Annotated in this window: 16 protein-coding genes; 5 read left to right on the forward strand and 11 right to left on the reverse strand. The window is 58.1% G+C overall.

Annotated features, from left to right (window positions below):
* Positions 1-67: 67 nt before the first annotated feature.
* Together AC4PS7_RS14370 and AC4PS7_RS14375 are read right to left on the reverse strand one after the other, a co-directional pair.
* Complete coding sequence (locus AC4PS7_RS14370) at positions 68-1,819, reverse strand: phosphoethanolamine transferase CptA (protein ID WP_010210852.1); 1,752 nt, start codon at positions 1,817-1,819, stop codon at positions 68-70.
* A gap of 161 nt (positions 1,820-1,980) precedes the next feature.
* Complete coding sequence (locus tag AC4PS7_RS14375; protein WP_255213030.1) at positions 1,981-2,160, reverse strand: DUF6026 family protein; 180 nt, start codon at positions 2,158-2,160, stop codon at positions 1,981-1,983.
* A gap of 270 nt (positions 2,161-2,430) precedes the next feature.
* On the opposite strand from AC4PS7_RS14375, the gene gnd reads away from it, so the two are divergent.
* From gnd to AC4PS7_RS14390, 3 genes are read left to right on the forward strand one after another with little or no spacing between them, the layout of a single operon-like run.
* Complete coding sequence (gnd, locus tag AC4PS7_RS14380) at positions 2,431-3,414, forward strand: phosphogluconate dehydrogenase (NAD(+)-dependent, decarboxylating) (protein ID WP_021491799.1); 984 nt, start codon at positions 2,431-2,433, stop codon at positions 3,412-3,414.
* A complete protein-coding gene (zwf, locus tag AC4PS7_RS14385) occupies positions 3,411-4,934 on the forward strand; it encodes a glucose-6-phosphate dehydrogenase (RefSeq protein ID WP_042571579.1) in 1,524 nt (507 codons plus the stop codon). Before gnd ends, zwf begins: the two co-directional genes overlap by 4 nt.
* A complete protein-coding gene (locus AC4PS7_RS14390; RefSeq protein WP_183701701.1) occupies positions 4,931-5,755 on the forward strand; it encodes an HAD family hydrolase in 825 nt (274 codons plus the stop codon). The genes zwf and AC4PS7_RS14390 overlap by 4 nt, the downstream gene beginning before the upstream one ends.
* A 66-nt stretch (positions 5,756-5,821) precedes the next feature.
* Here AC4PS7_RS14390 and AC4PS7_RS14395 read toward each other — a convergent pair whose 3' ends face one another.
* On the reverse strand, positions 5,822-6,082 hold the full coding sequence (locus tag AC4PS7_RS14395; protein ID WP_010210845.1) for a hypothetical protein: 261 nt from the start codon (positions 6,080-6,082) through the stop codon (positions 5,822-5,824).
* A gap of 342 nt (positions 6,083-6,424) precedes the next feature.
* Between AC4PS7_RS14395 and AC4PS7_RS14400 the strand changes: the two genes are divergently transcribed.
* Positions 6,425-7,750, forward strand: a complete 1,326-nt coding sequence (locus AC4PS7_RS14400) for a sigma-54 dependent transcriptional regulator (RefSeq protein WP_010210844.1) — start codon at positions 6,425-6,427, stop codon at positions 7,748-7,750.
* 108 nt (positions 7,751-7,858) lie between these two features.
* Here AC4PS7_RS14400 and fapF read toward each other — a convergent pair whose 3' ends face one another.
* The 7 genes from fapF to AC4PS7_RS14435 all read right to left on the reverse strand — a co-directional run bounded on the left by fapF (position 7,859) and on the right by AC4PS7_RS14435 (position 13,867).
* Positions 7,859-9,160, reverse strand: a complete 1,302-nt coding sequence (fapF, locus tag AC4PS7_RS14405; protein WP_021491795.1) for a fibril amyloid transporter FapF — start codon at positions 9,158-9,160, stop codon at positions 7,859-7,861.
* Positions 9,161-9,210: 50 nt separating this feature from the next.
* Positions 9,211-9,954, reverse strand: a complete 744-nt coding sequence (gene fapE / locus AC4PS7_RS14410; RefSeq protein ID WP_021491794.1) for a fibril amyloid subunit FapE — start codon at positions 9,952-9,954, stop codon at positions 9,211-9,213.
* A 40-nt stretch (positions 9,955-9,994) separates the two neighbouring features.
* Positions 9,995-10,675, reverse strand: a complete 681-nt coding sequence (fapD, locus tag AC4PS7_RS14415; protein WP_492179520.1) for a fibril amyloid maturation endopeptidase FapD — start codon at positions 10,673-10,675, stop codon at positions 9,995-9,997.
* A 61-nt stretch (positions 10,676-10,736) separates the two neighbouring features.
* The gene (gene fapC, locus AC4PS7_RS14420) at positions 10,737-11,474 is read right to left on the reverse strand and encodes an amyloid-like fimbrin subunit FapC (RefSeq protein WP_010210840.1); all 738 of its coding nucleotides are present in this window, start codon (positions 11,472-11,474) and stop codon (positions 10,737-10,739) included.
* A gap of 67 nt (positions 11,475-11,541) precedes the next feature.
* Positions 11,542-12,093, reverse strand: coding sequence for a fibril amyloid subunit FapB (gene fapB / locus AC4PS7_RS14425; RefSeq protein ID WP_044287050.1), 552 nt, complete (start codon positions 12,091-12,093; stop codon positions 11,542-11,544).
* A complete protein-coding gene (gene fapA, locus AC4PS7_RS14430; RefSeq protein WP_021491793.1) occupies positions 12,093-12,542 on the reverse strand; it encodes a fibril amyloid chaperone protein FapA in 450 nt (149 codons plus the stop codon). The genes fapB and fapA overlap by 1 nt, the downstream gene beginning before the upstream one ends.
* 329 nt (positions 12,543-12,871) lie before the next feature.
* Positions 12,872-13,867 (reverse strand): FecR family protein, encoded by a 996-nt coding sequence (locus tag AC4PS7_RS14435; RefSeq protein ID WP_010210834.1) that lies wholly within the window; start codon positions 13,865-13,867, stop codon positions 12,872-12,874.
* A gap of 142 nt (positions 13,868-14,009) precedes the next feature.
* Between AC4PS7_RS14435 and AC4PS7_RS14440 the strand changes: the two genes are divergently transcribed.
* Positions 14,010-14,279, forward strand: coding sequence for a PepSY domain-containing protein (locus AC4PS7_RS14440; RefSeq protein WP_010210833.1), 270 nt, complete (start codon positions 14,010-14,012; stop codon positions 14,277-14,279).
* Positions 14,280-14,334: 55 nt separating this feature from the next.
* On the opposite strand, the gene AC4PS7_RS14445 is transcribed toward AC4PS7_RS14440, so the two are convergent.
* Complete coding sequence (locus tag AC4PS7_RS14445) at positions 14,335-19,452, reverse strand: dermonecrotic toxin domain-containing protein (RefSeq protein ID WP_492179521.1); 5,118 nt, start codon at positions 19,450-19,452, stop codon at positions 14,335-14,337.
* Positions 19,453-19,481: the final 29 nt, after the last annotated feature.

Genomic DNA, 19,481 nt, shown 5'->3' on the forward strand with positions numbered 1-19,481 from the left:
AGGCCTTGGCTCAAAGACGAAAGGAGGCGCGGAACTTTAGGGTTAAACGAGAATGATTGTTATCTTTCTATTGCAAGGGCTCTTGTAGCACCACGTCGGTGGTGCGCTTTTTCGGCTTGATCAGGCTGAAGTCGATCAGGCCTTTCTGCTGACGCTCGTAGGGGTTGCCGATCATCAAGGGGCGAGGCGTGAAGCTGTCGCTGACCAGGCTCTTGCTGCGGTCCCATTCATCGAAACTCAGGCCCGCCAGGTCCGCCCAGGTGTGGATCAGTTGGGAGCTGCTGTACGGGCGTTGCAGGTCGCCGGCGAAACTCCAGTCGTGGCTTTCGCGCCATTTGGGGGAGGCGTAGGCCATGAACGGGATGGTGTACATCGGCGCCGTCGGCTTGCCTTCGTTGCGCCCCAAGGTGGTGTGGCCGGCGGAGTCGAAAACGTCTTCGCCATGGTCCGACAGGTACAACAGGAAGCCATTGGGGTCGGTCTTGGCGTAGTCCTTGATCAGGCTCGACACCACAAAGTCGTTGTACAGCACGGCATTGTCGTAGCTGTTATAGGTCGGCAACTGCGCATCGCTGACGCCCTCCGGTACGCCTTGGCGATCGGTGAATTTGTCGAAGGTCGGCGGATAGCGGTACTGGTAGCTCATGTGGGTGCCCAAGAGGTGCACCACGATGAACTTGCGTTCGGCGGGGTCGGCCAGCGCCTTGGAGAAGGGGGCAAGCACGTCACCGTCGTACTGGCGAGCGTTCTGGTTGCGGTTGTTGTTCAGGTACACCTGCTCGTCGGCCTGTTCGGAAAAGGTTGTGAGCATGGTGTTGCGTTTGGTCATGGTTTGCTGGTTGGTGATCCAGTAGGTCTTGTAGCCGGCCTGCTTCATCACGCTGACAATCGACGGTGTCTTGAGGTACAGGTCCGGATTTTCTTCGTCGGCAAAGGTCAGCACCTGTTGCAGTGCTTCGATGGTGTAGGGGCGCGGTGTGATGACGTTATCGAACACTGCCAGTTGATCACGCAGCTTGTCCAGTTCGGGCGTGGTGTTGCGTGGGTAGCCGTAGAGGCTCATGCGCTGGCGGTTGGTGGATTCGCCGATCACCAATACCAACGTTGACGGCTGGCCAGCCATGCTGTCCTTGAGGTTTTTCAGGGGCGGGATCTGGCTGGCGCTGGTCAGCATGCCTTGCATGTTGTCCAGCTGTTCGGTGTAGCGGCGATAGGCAACAATCATCTGCCATGGCACGGCAGGCTCGATGCGGGTTTCGAAGCGATCAATAGCCTGTTCCATGTTATCGCTGGTGGCGATCTGCTTGACCAGCGGATAACCCACCACAGCCAGCACAATGGCGGCCGCGGCGAGCATCGACTGACCGCGAGGCAGATAGACCGGGCGCAAACGGGTCCAGAGGAACACGGCGAAGGCGGTATGAGCGATGAACGCCAGCACGATCCACCAGGCAAAATACTGGGTGGCGTATTCACCGGCTTCCGAAATGTTCGACTCGAACATGATGAAGATGACGCTTTGGGAAAATTCCTGCTGGTAGATGAAGAAATAACCCAGGCTGGCCATGGAGCAAGCCCACAGCACGACGCCGATCAACGCGGCGAGCAGGCGCGTACGGCGCGGGAACAGCAACATGGGCGCCAGCCACAGCGCGCTCATAAAGAAGGCTTGGCGAAAGCCACTGAAACCGGAGGTTCCGGTCAGTTGGATCAGCAGTTGGGTAATACCCGAGAAGTACCAGAAGAACAGAAACAGCCAACCAAGACCGGCCCAATCAAAGCCTTTCGCAGACGTAGTGCTGCGTTTGAACATCGCCATCCAGCGCTCCAACCCGATAATTTTTTCAGTTGACGCGCAGGGGCGCGCGCAACAGAGGCCACCCTTGCATGGGGCGGCCCTTCGGGCGGGAGTATCGGGAGGGGTATGTGAAAACTTTGTGAGATTTTTGTAGCTGTTATCTTACAAAGTGATCGCAAGACTCAGCAGAGTGCGGGCTGGACGCCGGCGGGCTGGTCCAACTGGGCTTGGATGATGTGCGAACGCAGGCGCATGACTTCCTGCTGCAGCTGTTCGCGTTCGTCTTTCAACTGGCGCAACTCATCACGTCGAATGGTGACATAGAGGGTCTGTGGCGGACGATTCATCTGTGCAGTGCTCATTGCTTACCTCGCAAATAGCCGGTATGTCGCGGTGTGCCAGAACGCTTGAGTCGAGGTTCTCGGCAGCAGTCGAGGCTAATTCTGAATTCTTTTTGCGGGCAATGGAACTTTTTTATTTTTGATGGTCCTGTGACTTTTTGTGCCGTGATGGTGAAACGATGGCAACTTTTTTCCATGAAACTACAGGTATCCGCGCTGGACTAACCCTCATTAGCCTCATTGCGCTATAAACTATGTCACACATTTTTTAGTAGTTAGGAGCATCAGCACATGCAACTGGGGATTATCGGACTAGGCCGCATGGGCGGGAATATTGCACGGCGCCTGATGCTCAATGGGCATACCACCGTTGTTTACGACCGTAACGAAGCATTTGTAAAAGGCCTGAGCGAAGAGGGCGCTACCGGCGTTGCCGATCTCAAGGCCCTGGTTGCCGGGCTGCAGAAGCCGCGCACCGTGTGGGTGATGCTGCCAGCCGGCGCACCGACCGAAGACACCATCAACGAATTGAGTACGCTGCTGGAAGACGGTGATGCAATCATCGACGGCGGCAACACCAACTATAAGGACGACGTCCGTCGGGCCAAGGCGCTGGCGGAAAAAGGCTTGCACTATGTCGACGTCGGCACGTCCGGCGGCGTCTGGGGCCTGGAGCGTGGTTACTGCATGATGATCGGTGGCGACGCCGAGACCGTGCAGCGCCTCGATCCTATCTTCAAGAGTCTGGCCCCTGGCCTGGGCAACATCCCGCGCACCAAGGATCGCTCAGACAGCGCTGACCCGCGCGCCGAGCAAGGCTATATCCACGCAGGCCCTGCGGGTTCCGGGCACTTCGTCAAGATGATCCACAACGGCATCGAGTACGGCATGATGCAGGCGTTCGCCGAAGGCTTTGACATTCTCAAGACCAAGAACTCGGAAAACCTGCCCGAAGACCAGCGCTTCGACCTGAATGTGGCCGATATCGCTGAAGTCTGGCGCCGTGGCAGCGTGGTGTCTTCCTGGCTGCTGGACCTGACCGCTGACGCCTTGGCCACCGACCCGAAACTCGACGGCTATTCCGGCTCGGTTGCCGACAGTGGCGAAGGCCGCTGGACCATCGAAGCGGCCATGGAGCAAGCCGTGCCGGTGCCGGTGCTGTCCACCTCGCTGTTCGCACGCTTCCGTTCGCGTCAGCAGAGCACCTACGGTGACAAAATGCTTTCTGCCATGCGCTTCGGCTTTGGTGGTCATGTGGAGACTTCCAAAAAATGACCGCCAACGGCAAGAAACCCAAGGCCGAACCCGCTCCACCCACCACGCTGTTTCTGTTTGGTGCCCATGGTGACCTCGTCAAGCGCCTGCTCATGCCGGCGCTGTACAACCTCAGTCGTGATGGCCTGCTGGGCGACGGCCTGCGTATTGTCGGCGTTGACCACAACGCCATCAGCGACGCCGATTTCGCCAAGAAACTCGAAGACTTCATTCGCACCGAAGCAGCGAGCAAGGTCAAGGGAAGTGGTGAAAACGCCCTGGACCCTGAGCGGTGGGCGCAATTGGCCAAGGGCATCAGCTACGTCGAGGGGGATTTCCTCGATGACAGCACCTATGCCGACATCGGCAAGAAGATCGCTGACAGCGGCACCGGCAACGCGGTGTTCTACCTGGCCACTGCTCCGCGCTTCTTCAGCGACGTGGTGCAGCGCCTGGGCAGCGCCGGCCTGCTCACGGAAACCGAAGACGGCTTCCGCCGCGTGGTCATCGAGAAGCCCTTTGGCTCCGACCTGGCCACCGCTGAGGCGCTGAACGCCAGCCTGCTCAAGGTGATGAGCGAGAAGCAGATCTATCGCATCGACCATTACCTGGGCAAGGAAACGGTGCAGAACATCCTCATCAGCCGTTTCTCCAACGTGCTGTTCGAAGCGTTCTGGAACAACCATTACATTGACCATGTGCAAATCACCGCCGCTGAAACCGTCGGCGTTGAAACCCGTGGCAATTTCTTCGAGAAGACCGGCACTCTGCGCGACATGGTGCCCAACCACCTGTTCCAGTTGCTGGCGATGGTGGCCATGGAGCCTCCCGCTGCCTTCGGCGCCGATGCCGTACGGGGTGAAAAGGCCAAGGTGATTGGCGCTGTACGCCCTTGGTCGCTTGAAGATGCACGGGCCAATTCGGTGCGCGGGCAGTACACCGCCGGTGAAATCGGCGGCAAGTCGCTGCCGGGCTATCGCGAAGAGGCGAATGTCGCCCCGGACAGCAGCACCGAAACCTTCGTCGCCCTCAAGGTGATGATCGACAACTGGCGCTGGGTCGGCGTGCCGTTCTACCTGCGCACCGGCAAGCGCATGAGTGTGCGCGACACCGAAATCGTCATCTGCTTCAAGCCTGCGCCCTACGCGCAATTTCGCGATACTGAGGTGGATGAGCTCAAGCCCACCTATTTGAAGATCCAGATCCAGCCCAATGAAGGCATGTGGTTTGACCTGTTGGCGAAAAAGCCCGGGCCGACCCTGGACATGGCCAACATCCAGCTGGGTTTTGCCTACAAGGACTTCTTCGAAATGCAGCCGTCGACGGGGTATGAAACCCTGATCTATGACTGCATGACCGGCGACCAGACCTTGTTCCAGCGCGCAGACAACATCGAGAACGGCTGGCGTGCGGTGCAGCCATTCCTTGATGCATGGAAGGAAGACGATGGGATCCAGACCTACAAGGCCGGTGAAGATGGTCCGGCTGCCGCCGACGCCTTGCTGGCCCGTGACGGCCGCACCTGGCATAGCCTCGGATGAGTGATGCTGCGATCCATCCCATCCGTTTTATCCTCAGTGATGTGGACGGCACGTTGCTGCATCCGGATCACAGCCTCAGCCAACGCACCGCCGACGCGGTGCGTGCCTTGCGTGACAGCGGGGTGTTTTTCAGCCTGGCCAGCGGGCGTCCGCCCAAGGCCATGCTGCACTTGATCGAAACCTTCGGCATCGACGTGCCCGTCGCTGGTTTTAACGGCGGTACGCTGATCCATCCCGATGGCAGCATTCTGGTTGCCCATCATCTGCCGGCGGAGGCGGCGCTGGTGACGTTGGCGTTGTTCTCGGCTGAGCCGGAGGTGGAGGTCTGGGTGTTTGCTGACGGCGACTGGTTGCGCCGCGACCCGGCAGGGCCGATGGAGCCGCGCGAGGCTGAGGGGCTGGGCTACGGGCCGGTCGTGGTGGAGAGCTTTGAACCCTACCTGGACCGTGTGGACAAGATTGTCGCGGCCAGCAACAACACGCAGTTGCTGGTGGAGCTAGAGGCGCAGTTGCAGCCCAAGGTGCAGGGGTTGGCCCAGGTGTCGCGTTCACAGCCGGTGTACCTGGACGTGACTGCAATGTTGGCCAACAAGGGCGAGGCCTTGAAAACCTTGGCGGCGCACCTCGGCATCGCCATGGAGCAGACCGTGGCTATAGGGGATGGCGGCAATGACCCTGCCATGTTTCAGGTGGCCGGGTTGTCGATTGCCATGGGCCAGGCTGAAGAAACCGTCAAGCGTCAGGCCAGCGTGGTAACCGGTAGTAATGTCGAGGACGGTGCCGCAGAGGCCATCGAGCGGTTTATTCTGGCTGCTCAATAAGCGTCGCGCGTTTTAACACTGAACTTGCGCTGATCTAAACCGATAAGCGCAAGTTGCAGTGGCGGATTACTTAGGCATTGCCCACGATTGCAACTGGTAGCCACTTTTATCGAGTTCGGCACGGGCCTGCAACAGCAAGTCTTCAAGTTGTGCCGGGTCGGTATAAGCACTCGACGACAGTTGTTTGCTACCAATACGGGTATTGGTTCGGTCGATGACGCTCAGGCTGAGGGCGCCATTGCCGTCATGCCAGGCCACGCACTGAAAGGGCTGGAAGGCACGGTCTGCGATCAAAAGAGCTTCGTTGATGCGGAGCGGGGCGTTCATGTGGGTTCTCTCTCATTGCCCATTCAAGTGAGTGCCGGCGGTTGGGCTGACCGTGCGGCGGGTTACTTGTACTGATGCACGATGGCGGGGTACGGGTCACATGTTAAAGCAACTATTTTCGATATTTAGTGATTAACGTCATGTAAGCGGCTGTTTTGAAAGCTGAATGGAAGTCTCGTCGACGCCTAACTTTTTCAGTCTGAACGCCGGCTGATGGCTTTTTGCCCCGACTTATAGCGAAACGATACAAGGCCAGCGTCAAAACCTTGCTAGGGTAAGCGGCAGACGTCACAAACTATTGTTTCTAAATAACTTTAACAATGTTGACGCCAAGGAACAGTCATGGGTGGACCCCCCGTTCAACGTCGATTGCTAGTGGTTGATCCCTGTGACGACTGCCACGGGCTGCTGCCCGGTTTGCGTGCGGCGGGGTGGGAAGTCGACAGCTGCACCTTGGAAGGGGTCGGTGACCGGTCTTGCGATGTCGGCCTGTTGCGCCTGCAGCCCTATCACCTGGAACGTCCTGAAGCGGTCAAAGAACTGATCAGCCGCAGCGGCACTGAGTGGATCGCGGTGCTCAGCCAAGACGTGCTACGCCTGCAGAACGTCGGTGACTTCGTCTGCGAGTGGTTCTTCGATTTCCATACCTTGCCCTTCGATGTGGCTCGCGTACAGGTCACCCTGGGCCGCGCGTTTGGCATGGCACGCCTGCGTGGCAAGGGCTACACAGCGGTGGATGAACCCGAGCATGAGCTGCTGGGAGACAGTCGACCGATCCGCGAACTGCGCAAATTGCTCTCCAAACTGGCGCCCACCGAATCCCCGGTATTGATCCGTGGCGACAGCGGCACCGGTAAAGAACTGGTCGCCAAGACCCTGCACCGCCAATCCCAACGTCACGCCAAACCATTTGTGGCGATCAATTGCGGGGCGATCCCTGAACACTTGATCCAATCCGAATTGTTCGGGCATGAGAAGGGCGCGTTTACCGGTGCACACCAGCGCAAGATCGGGCGGATTGAAGCGGCCAACGGCGGCACCCTGTTTCTCGATGAAATCGGCGATCTGCCGATGGAGCTACAGGCCAACCTGCTGCGCTTTCTTCAGGAAAAACAGATCGAGCGAGTGGGGGGCAGCCAGCCGATTCCGGTGGACGTGCGGGTATTGGCGGCGACTCACGTCGACCTTGAAGCCGCCGTAGAGAAGGGCACTTTCCGCGAAGACTTGTACTACCGGCTCAACGTCCTGCAAGTGGTCACCGCGCCTCTGCGTGAACGGCATGGTGACATAGCGATGTTGGCCAACCACTTTTCACGTTTCTACAGCCAGGAAACCGGCCGCCGCCCCCGCAGTTTCAGTGACGATGCGTTGGTCGCAATGGGTGAGCACGCCTGGCCAGGCAACGTCCGTGAGCTGGCCAATCGCGTACGCCGTGGGCTGGTCTTGGCCGAAGGACGGCAGATAGAAGCCGTTGATCTGGGATTGCAGGGTCAACAGGCAATTTCGCCGCCGATGGCTACACTGGAAGACTACAAGCACCGCGCCGAACGTCAGGCGCTGTGCGACGTGCTCAACCGGCACAGTGACAACTTGAGTGTGGCGGCCCGTGTACTGGGGGTTTCCCGACCCACGTTCTACCGGTTGCTGCACAAACACCAGATCCGCTAGGGCGGGTAAACCGAAAAGCCCCGCAACGACCCTTATCGTTGCGGGGCTTTTCCTTGTTTCGACTACCCGTAGTAGGCGCGAGCTTGTTGGCGAATACCGTCGTTTCAGTTAGAAGTAATAAGGGAATTTCAGGCTGAACGTAAAGTCCGGCGCATCATCCGTCATCCCGATCGCCAGGTTCGGCACAATCGTCAGGTTATCCGACGCCGCAATGGTCATGCCCACGTTGAAGTAGCCTGCGTTGGCATCGCTGGACACCACCGACTGCCAGTCCCCACCGTCAGGCTTGAGCTTGCTCTTGCGCTGTATCAGGTCGGAGACCGAGAACGACATACTCATCTTTTCGTTCAGGGCGAAGGCTACACCGACGCCGAGCTGGAAGCTGTCGCCCAGCCTGACTTTGCCGCCGACCTTCTGATTGACGTCACTGCTGATGTCGTCAAACGAATCTTCGAAGTTATGGGTGTACGAAAGCGAGCCAAACAGCACGGCCGGGTCGAAGGTCTTGACCAGCGAGATGCCCGGTGTGATCGACCAGACACCGTTACCGGTCGGCAGGCTTTCCGGTACATAGAGGTTGTCGTTGGTAGTTTGCCTGACCAGCTTGATGCCAAAGGGTTCTTTACCGGTCGGCGCCTTGACGCGTACCGAAACCACCGCGTCCGGCAAGGTAGGGGTTTCATCGAGGAATTTGTACGCCACGCCGAAGTTCACGTCACCGATGGTTGGATCGCGGCTGACGTCTGCTTCAGAGGTGGCAGTGGCATCATTGCCGGCGCCGCTCGATTGGTAGGTCGATTCGCGGTACACCACCGGCACGTTGACGTCGAACTGCCAACGGTTATCGACGTTGTAGCGACCGGTCAGGTCCAGGGTCCAGCTATCGGCTTTGATCCGGTCCAGGTTGATATTGCCGAGGAAGATAGAGTCCAACGCCAGGAAGCCGTTGAGGGTGAGCTGGCGGGCATCGTAACGCGCGTAGGTGATACCGGTTTCAACGCTGAACTTGCCGTTGCCGAAAAAGCCGCTGGCCTCGTTATAGAGGTTGCTCACGCTTTGTGCAGGGGCTGAGTCGTCCTTGAGTGACTGACCGTAAGAACTGCCGCCACCACCTGCACCACCAGAGGCTGCTGCTGCGCCCGTACCTGCCACGGTCGTGCCACCTTTCTTGAAGTCTGCCGGGGACTTGGCCAGGCGCTTGGGCGCGGGTGCCGCGGGTTGGTCCTCCACCTGGCGCACCCGTTGCTCTAACACCGCCAGGGCTTTTTGCTGTACATCGTACCGCTGCTTGAGTTCCAGAAGTTCCTGTTTGAGGGTCTCGATATCGGCGTCTGGCGCGGCATACAACACGGATGCGGGCAACAGCGTACTTAAACAGACCACCGCACGTAGCGATAACGATCGATGCATGAAATAAGCCGTCCTGTTCTGAATGCGAAAGTGCCGAGGGTCAGCGTAGTTCAATAACCGAGAGTGCGTAGGCCTTTGAGTTGATCCAGGTTGCAGTTCAACGCCGGGTTGTTCAGGCCGTTATTCATCACCACATTGAGTTGGGTCATATTGGTGACGAAGTTGGCATTACCGGTCAGGACGATGGCCTGGCCCAGATTACCGCCACCGATTTGTTGGAGGCTGTTGCCTTGATTATTCTTGGACTGGATCGCCATCTGCAGGCCGCCGTTTCTCGCCGAAACAGCAATATCGCCCGCAGCGCTGGTGCCGTTGACTATTCCACCTGCCAGCAGTACCTGCCCGGATTGCACGACATTCGTGGGGGCCAAGCCATTTTCAGTCACGTTGATACCTACATTGTTGTAGCCCGTATTACCGTCACCGGCTGTACGTACGCTCTGAGTGACGCCTTGGCCACTGCCCAGGCCTGCTCCGCCGGTCACGGTGCCGGTGCCCGGCCCCTGGTTCGTGCCTGAACCTGATGAGCCGGTGGTTTGTACATAGAATTGCGGTGTGATGGTGGACGCGTCGACCTGCATGCTTGCCGTGCCCTTGATGATGTCTCCGGCAGCGTTTTGAAACGTGCTGCTCATGACGATGCCGAAGCTGATAATCCGCCCCGGCATCACATATCGACCGCGCAACTCGGCCATTTCCGAATCCTTGAGTTCGATCGGTTTAAACCCCGATGAAGCATAAGCGGGCATTGAGGCTGCCAGACACAAGACCGTCAGCCAACGGGAAGTGTTCATCTGCTGCTCCTGGAGCGTCCTGCCCCTTATTGCGCTTCTGTTAAAAGAAGTCGCTCTGGATGAAACCGAAATCCATCAGCTCTGCATCGCCTACGGGCCTGAACTCATTCATCTGGTTTTTGGCGGTCAGCGGTGTGGGTGGGTCGAGCAAGGCGTTGGCCTTGTCGTAACCTTCACCCAGGATGGCGAAGACAATGCCATTCCAGCCTTTGACGAAGTCGTCGTGTGAATAGCGTTTATGGCCCATCACCGGGTCGCCGATATAGACCCAGTCCTTGTCCGCGCGCTGTAACACCACGAAGTGCTTGTAGCCACGAATCTCCAGCAGCACCACCACAGGGATTTTCACGGTCACCAGGGTCTCTGGCCCGATCTTGTAACCCCGGGCACGCATGCCGATGCTTTCGAGGTAGCGCTTCATGTCCAGCATGGAAAAACCCTGGGTACGTACCAGGTCTTGGTCTGCATTGACCAGCATGCCTTTGATGACGTGGTCTTCGTCTACGTCCAGCCAATAGCCCTGGCGCAGGATGGTGGCGAGTGCCGCAGCACCGCAGCTGAAATCGGTTTTCTGTTCCACCAGGTTGGCGAACCGGCGTTCACGGATACTCTCGACCTTCTTGTAGATGACTGCACCGCCAGGCATGGCGGAGATCGCCATGGTGCCTGCCCAGGTTGGGCCGGTGAGCAACATCAGGAGGGTAAGGGTCGCGAGGCGCATGATCGTGTGACCTGTTGGACACTGGAATAAAAAAGGGCCTTGTTGCCAAGGCCCGATTGGATCAGAAGCGCACGCCGCTGGTGCAAACGGTGCAACCTTGACCGATCGACAGGCTGTTGCTGCCTTGGTTGCCGGCACCGGATTGCAGGTTTACACCTGTGTTGCCGGAGTTGCGGTTAACCGAGTTGTTGAGGCTGGAGTTGTTCGATACGTACTGAGGTTTGCCATAATGGCCATACCCGGAAGTAGCGGTGTTGAGGTAGCTGTTGGCGAGCGAGTTTTGCTCGGTGTTGGCGGCCGCTGCGATGTTTTTGCCATCAGCGGTGGTGATTGCCAGGTTGTTTTTACCTTGGTTGCCTTGACCGGCTTGGCCGTTGTAACCGACGTTACCGGAGTTGCCGTTAACCGAGTTGTCCAGGGAGGCATTGTTTTGCGTGCCTTTGTTAACGAAGTTGTTCAGACCGCTGTTTTGATTCACATCGACCACGGCGAACACGCTTGCATAGTCACCTTTGGCACTGGAGATGGCGCCAGAGTTGTCTGCCTGGTTGCCACTGCCAGCCTGAGCGTTCACACCGGTGTTACCGCTGTTGCTATTAACCGAATCATCGGCAGAGGCGTTGTTTTCGGTGTTGGTGTCGTCGAAGCGGTTGCCTGCGCTGTTTTGTACGTCTGTGACGACAGAGGCAACAACACCGGTTGGTTGAGGCGCAGGGTGCCAGCCATTTGCTTGAGCAGCAGCAGCCATGAGTGCGGCGAGAGCGAAAACCAGTGGTTTCAGAGCCATTTGAGGTTTCATGGTGTTTCTCCTTGCTTCTAATTAGTTGGTTAAGTGTTGGTACGGTCTAACGTGTGCTACCAAGCTGTTACTTGATAGTGATGCCCAAGGTGTTAGCCACTCGGTTCCCCACCCCGGCACTCTGGTTCACCTGAATCACTCCTCGGCTGCCGGTGAAGGCCTGGTCGCTTGTCACGACCTGGCGGCTGCCAGTGGTGGGGGTGAGCCCTGAGTCGGTTGCCAGCGTCGTCGTGTTCTGTTGCAACAGGACGCTGTCGTCGATGCTTTGCGGGCCAGGGTTGAGGCTGATCCGCACGGCATTGATTGATTGGTTATTGGCCCCGGCCGACTGGTTGATGCCCAGCATGCCGTTGCCATTGGTAAAAGAAGTGCCCTCGATCGTCGCCTTGGCGCTCAGGGCGGAGTCGACCTTGCCATCCATATTCTGGACAGTGCGGGTGGAGGCCTGGCCCCCGAGCGCTACGGCGCGATTGTTGGCCGATTGCTGTTGGTTGCCCGCCGCCTGATTGATCATCACGTTGCCGACATAGTCTTTGCCGCTGTTGTTGATCACCGCAGTGTTGTCGGCCATGGCCGCGGCGCTGCCCAGCAGGGCCAGAATGAGCAACGAACGGTTCATTATTTGCCCCCCATCATGCTGCCGATGTTGTTCAGGGGCGCCATGCCACGCTGGATCGAGTCGCTGATCTGCCCGCCCATGCTGCTGCCCGCACCATGACCGGCTGCCGAGCCGGCACCCAGGGTCGACATGCCGTTTTGGGTGGCGGTCAAGTGGTTCAGGTTGCTGGTGGACTGAATCGAGCGGGCAATGCTTGAGCCGCTGCTGATGCCGCCAATCGCCGAATCACTGAGTTCGCCGGTGGCGCTGATGATGTCCCGGCTTGGATTTGCGTTAGCCGTGGTTGGGTAGGGGTCTTTGCCGAATGAAGGTCGACCGTACATGTGCCCTTGTACGTCGCGGCCCGTCACAATAACGCCGTCACCCGCAAAGCTCGGAACACTGATGCCGGCACTGAGTAAACAGCTGATCAGCAATACGTTCAGCGACGCTTGATTGAGTGTGATCACGGCGGTCTTCCTTATGCTTCGCGCTGACCCTAAACAGCGCTGTAAGGGATAGAGCAGAAGCCGTGCCGCTTTCTATTTGTCTTGATTATTCATGGGGTTAGGTTTTTTGTGGGGCAAAGTGATGTCACGGCTGTTTCATCCGTGAGACAGCGCCAAGTGGAACCCTTGCACTTCTGTCATCGCACAAACGTTTCATCCCGCTGTATCAGTGTTGAAACACTGTCCATGACAAAACCATGAATCCGCTCCGCACGGGCGATTCAGGCCGACAGTGTGTTAAAAAAACGGACACTCCACGCGCACAGAACCCTGTGCCTGTAGGCAATGGTTCAGCCTTTCGGTGCTTTACGCGGGATGGAATTGAGTACGGGGTTGCCGTCCTGGTTCTGGGTCAGGTAGACCGGCAGAACCTTGGGCAGGGAGGGAACGAGGTTGTTGACCTCGTTGATGTTGTAGATGCCGCCGATGCGGATCGTGCCGGTGTTGGCGTCGGCGAGCATCACCGGTTTGCTCAGGTAGCGGTTGATCAGCGGTAGCGCGTCGGCCAGGGCCAGGTTGTCGAGGATCAGCTTGCCCTGGCGCCAGGCCAGCGCCGTGTCGTTGGGACTCATCGTCCTTACGCGCGGCGTGGCATCGCCGTGTTGGTAGTTGGCCTGCATGCCGGGGGTCAGTGGCACGCTGCCATGCACTTTGTCGCTGGAGATCTGCACCGAGCCTTCGAGCAGCGTCACGCGCACCTGGTCTTCATACTTCCACACGTTGAACTGAGTGCCCGTGACCCGCACCTGACCTTCGCCGGCGTGCACGATAAACGGATGCGCAGTGTCATGACTGACCTTGAAGAACGCTTCGCCTTTCTTCAGCGTTACGCGGCGCTGGTCTTTGTAATTGCTATAGACCAATTGGGTGCCCAGGTTGAGTTCCACCTGGCTGCCATCCCCGAGCGTCACCTGGCGCAGGCCATGGGTGGCATCAAAGCGTTCATAGGAACTGGGCAGCCATCCTGCTTCCCAGCCGGTAAAGGCCGCCAGGGGCAGGGCGACCAGACAGATCGCGGCCGCTACCGCATAGGTGCGCAGGCGACGACGGGGCTTGAAGGGCACCACCGTTGCCGTGGGTTCATTGCGTGGCAGGTGGTCGGCGACGTCCCAGATTTCCAGCATGGCCGCGTACTCGAAAGCATGCAGCGGGTGGGCATCGTGCCATTGTTCAAAAGCCTGACGTTCACTCGCGGTGCAATCAACCGCGTGCAGGCGCATGCACCAATGCGCGGCAGCGTCGGTGATGGCGTCGTATTCGGCTTCTGAAAGGGACTTTTCGGTCATTGACTCATCCTGATTTCCCACATTCTAACCTCCGCAGGCCGGTGGCGAGAACAGCCGTCATGGCGATTGCACATCAATTGGAACTTATTCTTGTTTGAGAGCGCCTAAAAAATTCAGGACATTCCCACAATGGAGAACGAATATGCTGAAGAAAACCTTAGTCGCTGTGTGCGCAACCACTGCACTGCTCAGTGCTGGCGCAGCCCTGGCGGATAAACCGGGGGCGGGCTGGATTACCATTGAAAAGGCTATTGAAGTCGCCAAGACCAAGGCCGGTTATGTCGAGGTTTACGCGGCCGAAGCCGATGACAATGGCTATTGGGAAGTCAAAGGGCGCAAGTCCGACGGCACAGTCTATGAAGCGCGTATTGATGGCGCGTCGGGCAATGTTCTGCGCGATCAGAAAGACTGACGCTGCCCGCCGGGAGCCCGTTCGGGCTCCCAGCTCCAATGGGGCGCCGGAACATTTAACGCGTACCCTGTTCAGGGTCGAGTGCGCGCCCCATTTCACAAATAAGCCTGGCAACGGAGTCGGCGTTGCGCAGAATCGTGTCAATGCGTTTGTCGGCTGATGCGGTATCTAAAAATGCTCTACGTGCCTCATCAATGCTCGTGCTGGCTGTGGTTTCCAGGATTGCCTTGGCGGCTAGATCTTCCGAGTTGGAAGCGTCCATGGTGACCCAATTACCGGAGTTGCCGGAGGTGCCAGAGCTCCCGGACCTAGGGTACCAACGCGAGAACAGCTGATTAAACGGCGTGCGCAGCGACAGAACGTTGTGCTGAAAGGCTTGCAACAGTGTGTGTTCGAACCTGCCTCTTTGATTCGTGGTGTCAATCAGGTCCGCGAAGGGCCGACGCGCCTCTATGTAGGTGATATCTTCGGCGCGCGCGTAGAGATGGGCGAACTCGTGAATCAGTGTGGCCGCTCGCGCATGGCCGTCAATGTTGAAGGGTTCGGTCAACAGAGTGATGTACTTGTGCCGGAGTTGTTGATCAAAAAACAGCTCGGTAAAGAACACTTGGTTTTTTCTGTCGCCGGAGACAGTGAACGCGATCACCCTTTGCGAGGGATTTCTGTTCGCCCCGACCACAAAACGTGAGGTGTCCCACCCGTCGAGGTCCGGGTCTACCAAGGCTTTGCACAGCGGGGTGATGGCATCATGCACTTTCTTCAGGAGGCCAGCATCAACGTTTTTGACGTCAAACAGCCGCTTCAGGAAGTCATCAAGGCGTGTGCCGGGCGTCAGGCGTCGTAGTTGAACCAGGTTATGCATCGCGCGCAATGCGTAGAGGCGTGCGATGTCCAGGGCCTCGATAATCTGCTGGGCCTTGATCGGGTAGATTCGGCGAATTTCATCCATGCCAGTCGCTTCGATATTCATGTCAAGCGAGGCGTTCAAACGCGTCACATAATGATTACCCAGCCGCGTGATCGCTTGGCCGTATTGCAGCGGGTGATAATGCGGGGCCAGCACCTGTTGCTGCCGAGGGGTACGGGATAGCAGCGGGCCGTCACTGTTGGTGGACAGGCCGGCGATCCTCAGTTGTGGGCTATTTTTGATCGGGTAAACCTTGCCCTCCACGGCACCGTAGAGCGACCTGCCGTCGGCAGCAGCGTAGAGGCCGGTTTCCGCCTGTTTTTTCAAATCTATCAACGCCACTTGGCTGGTTTCGTAGGTTTGCAGGCGTGTGCGCCTGGGGTCGGTCACGTCGATGTCCTTGACGGTCGGCGCGACGACTGTGTCGGAGGGGCTCAAATCGCGTTCGTTCACTTCTTTGTAGACAGGGGGAGCTGCTTTGGGAGCTGGCGTGCGCATCAGCCGCTCCAGCCTTGCCATTGTTGCAACACCAAGAATGAATGAGCGCAGTGCATCCTGCCAATGATGCTGTTGCAGTGCCTCGGCAGAGTCTTTGAACAGTTTATAGCTCTGCCAGATCACCACCGGTATCTGCAGCGTTCCTGGCAAGAATTGCGCGACGATCCGCACGCCGCCGCTCAAGAGGCTTTTGACGGTGCCCCATAAACCCGCGCCATCGGGGTCCTGTTGGTGTTTCAGCATCCGCCCCATCACCACTTGGTTGTCCTGATAGAGCTGCTTGATGGCGTGACCTCTTATTGGGTGATTGGCCAAGGTGATGTCGGAGGTGGCACCTGCTGTGCTGATCAGCAAATTTTTATACGTCGTCTTATCTGCGCCTTCCAGGTGGGCGATGATCCAGTCCTGCAGCATGCCTGGGGCATTCAGGTGGAGGAGAAACTGCGCCTGGTGCTCGAACTCCATGAAGCACTGCCCTGGGTAGTAAGGCGCATAGAGAATCAACGGCCCAGTAGCACCGGCACCCATCACGTAAAGACCCAGTGCCTTGACGATTCTGGCGCCAGGTGTCGCAATCATCTCAAGGGGCCGAATACTTGCCGTGGCGCCCGAAATCGTGGCTCGGCCGACGGCGTCCGGCATGTCGAAGACCTGACGAATCAGGTTGTAGCCAGCCTCCGATAACCGCTCCTGCAGTTTCAGCGCATGGGCCTGTTGCAACAGTTGCCAGGGTAATTGCCGGATAAAACGCAGCTCACGCTCCAGTGCACCTGGTTGCCCGGAGGCTAGTTTCTCTTTCAGGTAGTCCTGAGTGGCCTGGGCGATGTTCAATTTAAGCAGGAGTGGCCGGATCGTTGATTCGGTCAGTTGTGTTACCGCCGACTCCACAGTGAAGGCGCTCGCCTGCTCATTGATGTGGGCCAGGGCGTAATCGGTGAGGTTCTGTCGTTGACCACCCATGGCAAGCCGTGGCGTGATAAACACGTCTTCCGGGTCAACAGAATAGTCCACCAGCATCTCGTTCAGCGTGTCGTGAACCCGCTGGCGTAGCGAGGAACACTCATACAGATAGTCTTTTTGATCCAGGGTGTTGAGCCGATATTGCTCAAGTAACTCAGCATGGTGCTGCTGTTCAGCAGGGCTCGCCATGCCAAGCCAAGCGGGTAGTGAGCGTTGTGCCATAAAATGATGGGCGAGCTGTGCAGCCCCCCCAAGGACAGGGGTAGGCAGTACCGCCATAAGATTTAACAGTGCTTTGCCATTTGGCTTCTGTGCCAACCAATGGGCTCTTTGTGCGATGTAGTGGTCGATCCAAGACTGCTGGCGATTTTCGCTGATCGGTTCGGTGATCAGCCAGAATGCCCCCAAGCTGTAGTTGGCATGCGGCTGGCGTTGGCGCGGGTCCAGGTTTTCCAACAGTGCCAAGCACGCGCAGGGGTCGCTCAGGCGCTCCTCAAGCTGTTGTTTTGCCACGGAGGGAGAAACGAAACTTTCCAGGCCCCAGGCCGGTGTCCAGAGAATGGCGCGACCCGAATGCTGGTGATCAAGTCCACCGCGCTCGGTGATCATCAGGCAATTGGCCAGGCTGTGCCGCAGTGCTTCTTCATCGCGTTGGACGGTGATGCGATAGACATCGGGGATAAACCCTTCCAGGTCTTCCCGTCGACGACGGTCAGGGTTGAACGGGTCAAACACGGCTTGAATGATGGCCTCATCCCTGGCGTCCAGGGTCTTGTTAAGACGTCGCAGATAGGCCTGGTGGCGTATCGCGTTGGACATCATGACCCCCATCTGCGGTAGCAGGTCCTGAAGGTGTTTACGGGGGGCGTCGTGGATGCCCTGCTCTTTGTAGTGGGCCAACACCTGATTGACGATCCGATTGAGCGACCTCACGTCCACATGAGTCAGTTGTTGCCCATAAGCGGTGTGGTCTGGCTTGTAAACGCCGTAATGGCGGGTTTCAGGGACCGGGCCAGCCCCTTCGGCCAGACGTGCGGCGAAATGATCCGCCAGGCTATGGCTGTCCAGTGGCAGCACAAGGGGGTAGGGGGGCGCATCGTCGGTGTAGCGATTGATGTACACCCGTTCAGGGTCGACTGCCTGCCGCTCGCGGCTCGACAAGGCTTCGGCCAGCGGGGCGGTGATCGACGGCAGTGGTTTGACCAGGTTCTCGAGCGCGTCGGGGATATCAATCAACTGTTTATGCGCCTGCTCCGCTCGTTTAGCGGCGACCGAAATGGGCCGAAGCGGGTCGGCCAACACTGAGTGGGTGGTCCAGCGGTGCGCAGTGTCCAGTGTCAAGAGCTTGTCATCGATCATGAAGCGCACGTCCATGGCATGATCCAGCAACGCCGAGAGGTTGATATCGCCGCGTTCGCGTCGGAATTGGCCGAGCACGTAGATCAGGTTCTGTTTCTGTTTGTCGATGATGCCCTCCATCAGGTGTTCAAACACGTTGCCGACGATGAGGTTGCCGCTGACCGACGGTTGGTTGAAACCGATAAACCACAGGCGCTCCTCCAGGGACAGAGCGTTGTAGACATCATCTTCATAGGCCGGGGCCTTAACCATTGCCTTCAGGGTATGAATCAGATCGTCGTGATCGGCCAGTACCTGCAGCCCCTTGGGCGGCGAATAAAACCAGGTCTGCACATCGCTGATCATCACCGAATTGGTCAGTTCGACGAAGTGAGACGCGCGCTCCCAGAACCTCACCGTCTCGACACGTAATCCGTCACTGGCGTGGGAGCGCGGCGCGCCGTCCGGAAGGTAAAGCGCGGCCAGTTTATCGGCGTGTTCAGGCGTAATGATTTCACTCTGGCGTTTGAACAGTAGGTCGATCCGAGCCTTGTGCGCCATGGTGTGTGCCAGGAATTCACGGCGTGAGGTGCCGTTTGGCGACTCTGTGTTCCAAAACGTCTCAAGGGTATTCTGCAAGAACGACGACAATTGTTCTGATGCCTGCTTCAGGCCATCTTCCCAGCGGGTTGCGTTGTTGGCGGCGGTGATGGCGTAGGGATGGGAGTACTCGCGGGTCTGCCCCGCCGGCCAGGCTTGCTGACGGTAAAGCATCAGGAGCGCCTCGCTGATCGACAGCGAATTGACCCACTGCCGTGGCTTCCCTTCGGTGGATAGCAATTTGAACAAGTTGATTCGGGTTTGGCTGGGCTCAAGCCCGGGGAAGAGTGGGTGGAAGACCGACCTGAGCAGCGACTGGAGCATCATGTCGAGGCTGGGCAATTTCACCAGCTCGGCGAGCACGGCTTGCAGGTTGAGCGTTTGCTGCTGCTCCACGGCTTTTCTCTGCTGGTCAAATACATCGCCCTCAATATCCACTGGTGTCAGCACCAGAGGGGATGACAGCTTCAATCCCGAACGCGTGCCCAGCGCAATGAACTGCAAGAGCTCATCGGCTTTGGCCGGCGTCTTGAGGCGTTCAGTCAACTCACTTAGCAACAGAGTCCGACTGTCGAATTTTTCCAGCCCGCCATAGGGCGTGTAGAGAAAGGCGCGGGTGTAGGTGCCTGTTGAACTCATCATGAAACTGCCCACCAGTTCCTGCTCGGTCGGGCTGTTTTTGTTCAGCCAAAGCGTCTGGGCGATCATGGGGGGCACCTGCTTGCCCCGTACCTCATGGCTGCTCAAAGGCAGATTGCGCAAGAACCCCCTGTCGTTGGCATCAATGCCAAAGTGTCGTTCGCGATCGCGTTCCTTCCAGACCGAACGCAGGACTTCAGGAAAAAAGTAAGGCGGTTGTACCTGACTCATAGGGTGGACCCTCAAAGGTGCGGAGGCGG

Source organism: Pseudomonas sp. DW-iso3 (assembly GCF_058725305.1).

What these genes read in the sequence shown, in the direction of transcription:
- gnd (WP_021491799.1), top strand. Translation starts at nt 2,431, where the DNA reads ATGCAACTGGGGATTATCGGACTAGGCCGCATGGGCGGGAATATTGCA.
- AC4PS7_RS14435 (WP_010210834.1), bottom strand. Translation starts at nt 13,867, where the DNA reads ATGACCGAAAAGTCCCTTTCAGAAGCCGAATACGACGCCATCACCGAC.
- zwf (WP_042571579.1), top strand. Translation starts at nt 3,411, where the DNA reads ATGACCGCCAACGGCAAGAAACCCAAGGCCGAACCCGCTCCACCCACC.
- AC4PS7_RS14375 (WP_255213030.1), bottom strand. Translation starts at nt 2,160, where the DNA reads ATGAGCACTGCACAGATGAATCGTCCGCCACAGACCCTCTATGTCACC.
- AC4PS7_RS14440 (WP_010210833.1), top strand. Translation starts at nt 14,010, where the DNA reads ATGCTGAAGAAAACCTTAGTCGCTGTGTGCGCAACCACTGCACTGCTC.
- AC4PS7_RS14395 (WP_010210845.1), bottom strand. Translation starts at nt 6,082, where the DNA reads ATGAACGCCCCGCTCCGCATCAACGAAGCTCTTTTGATCGCAGACCGT.
- AC4PS7_RS14370 (WP_010210852.1), bottom strand. Translation starts at nt 1,819, where the DNA reads ATGGCGATGTTCAAACGCAGCACTACGTCTGCGAAAGGCTTTGATTGG.
- fapF (WP_021491795.1), bottom strand. Translation starts at nt 9,160, where the DNA reads ATGCATCGATCGTTATCGCTACGTGCGGTGGTCTGTTTAAGTACGCTG.
- fapE (WP_021491794.1), bottom strand. Translation starts at nt 9,954, where the DNA reads ATGAACACTTCCCGTTGGCTGACGGTCTTGTGTCTGGCAGCCTCAATG.
- AC4PS7_RS14400 (WP_010210844.1), top strand. Translation starts at nt 6,425, where the DNA reads ATGGGTGGACCCCCCGTTCAACGTCGATTGCTAGTGGTTGATCCCTGT.
- fapB (WP_044287050.1), bottom strand. Translation starts at nt 12,093, where the DNA reads ATGAACCGTTCGTTGCTCATTCTGGCCCTGCTGGGCAGCGCCGCGGCC.
- fapD (WP_492179520.1), bottom strand. Translation starts at nt 10,675, where the DNA reads ATGCGCCTCGCGACCCTTACCCTCCTGATGTTGCTCACCGGCCCAACC.
- AC4PS7_RS14390 (WP_183701701.1), top strand. Translation starts at nt 4,931, where the DNA reads ATGAGTGATGCTGCGATCCATCCCATCCGTTTTATCCTCAGTGATGTG.
- fapC (WP_010210840.1), bottom strand. Translation starts at nt 11,474, where the DNA reads ATGAAACCTCAAATGGCTCTGAAACCACTGGTTTTCGCTCTCGCCGCA.
- AC4PS7_RS14445 (WP_492179521.1), bottom strand. Translation starts at nt 19,452, where the DNA reads ATGAGTCAGGTACAACCGCCTTACTTTTTTCCTGAAGTCCTGCGTTCG.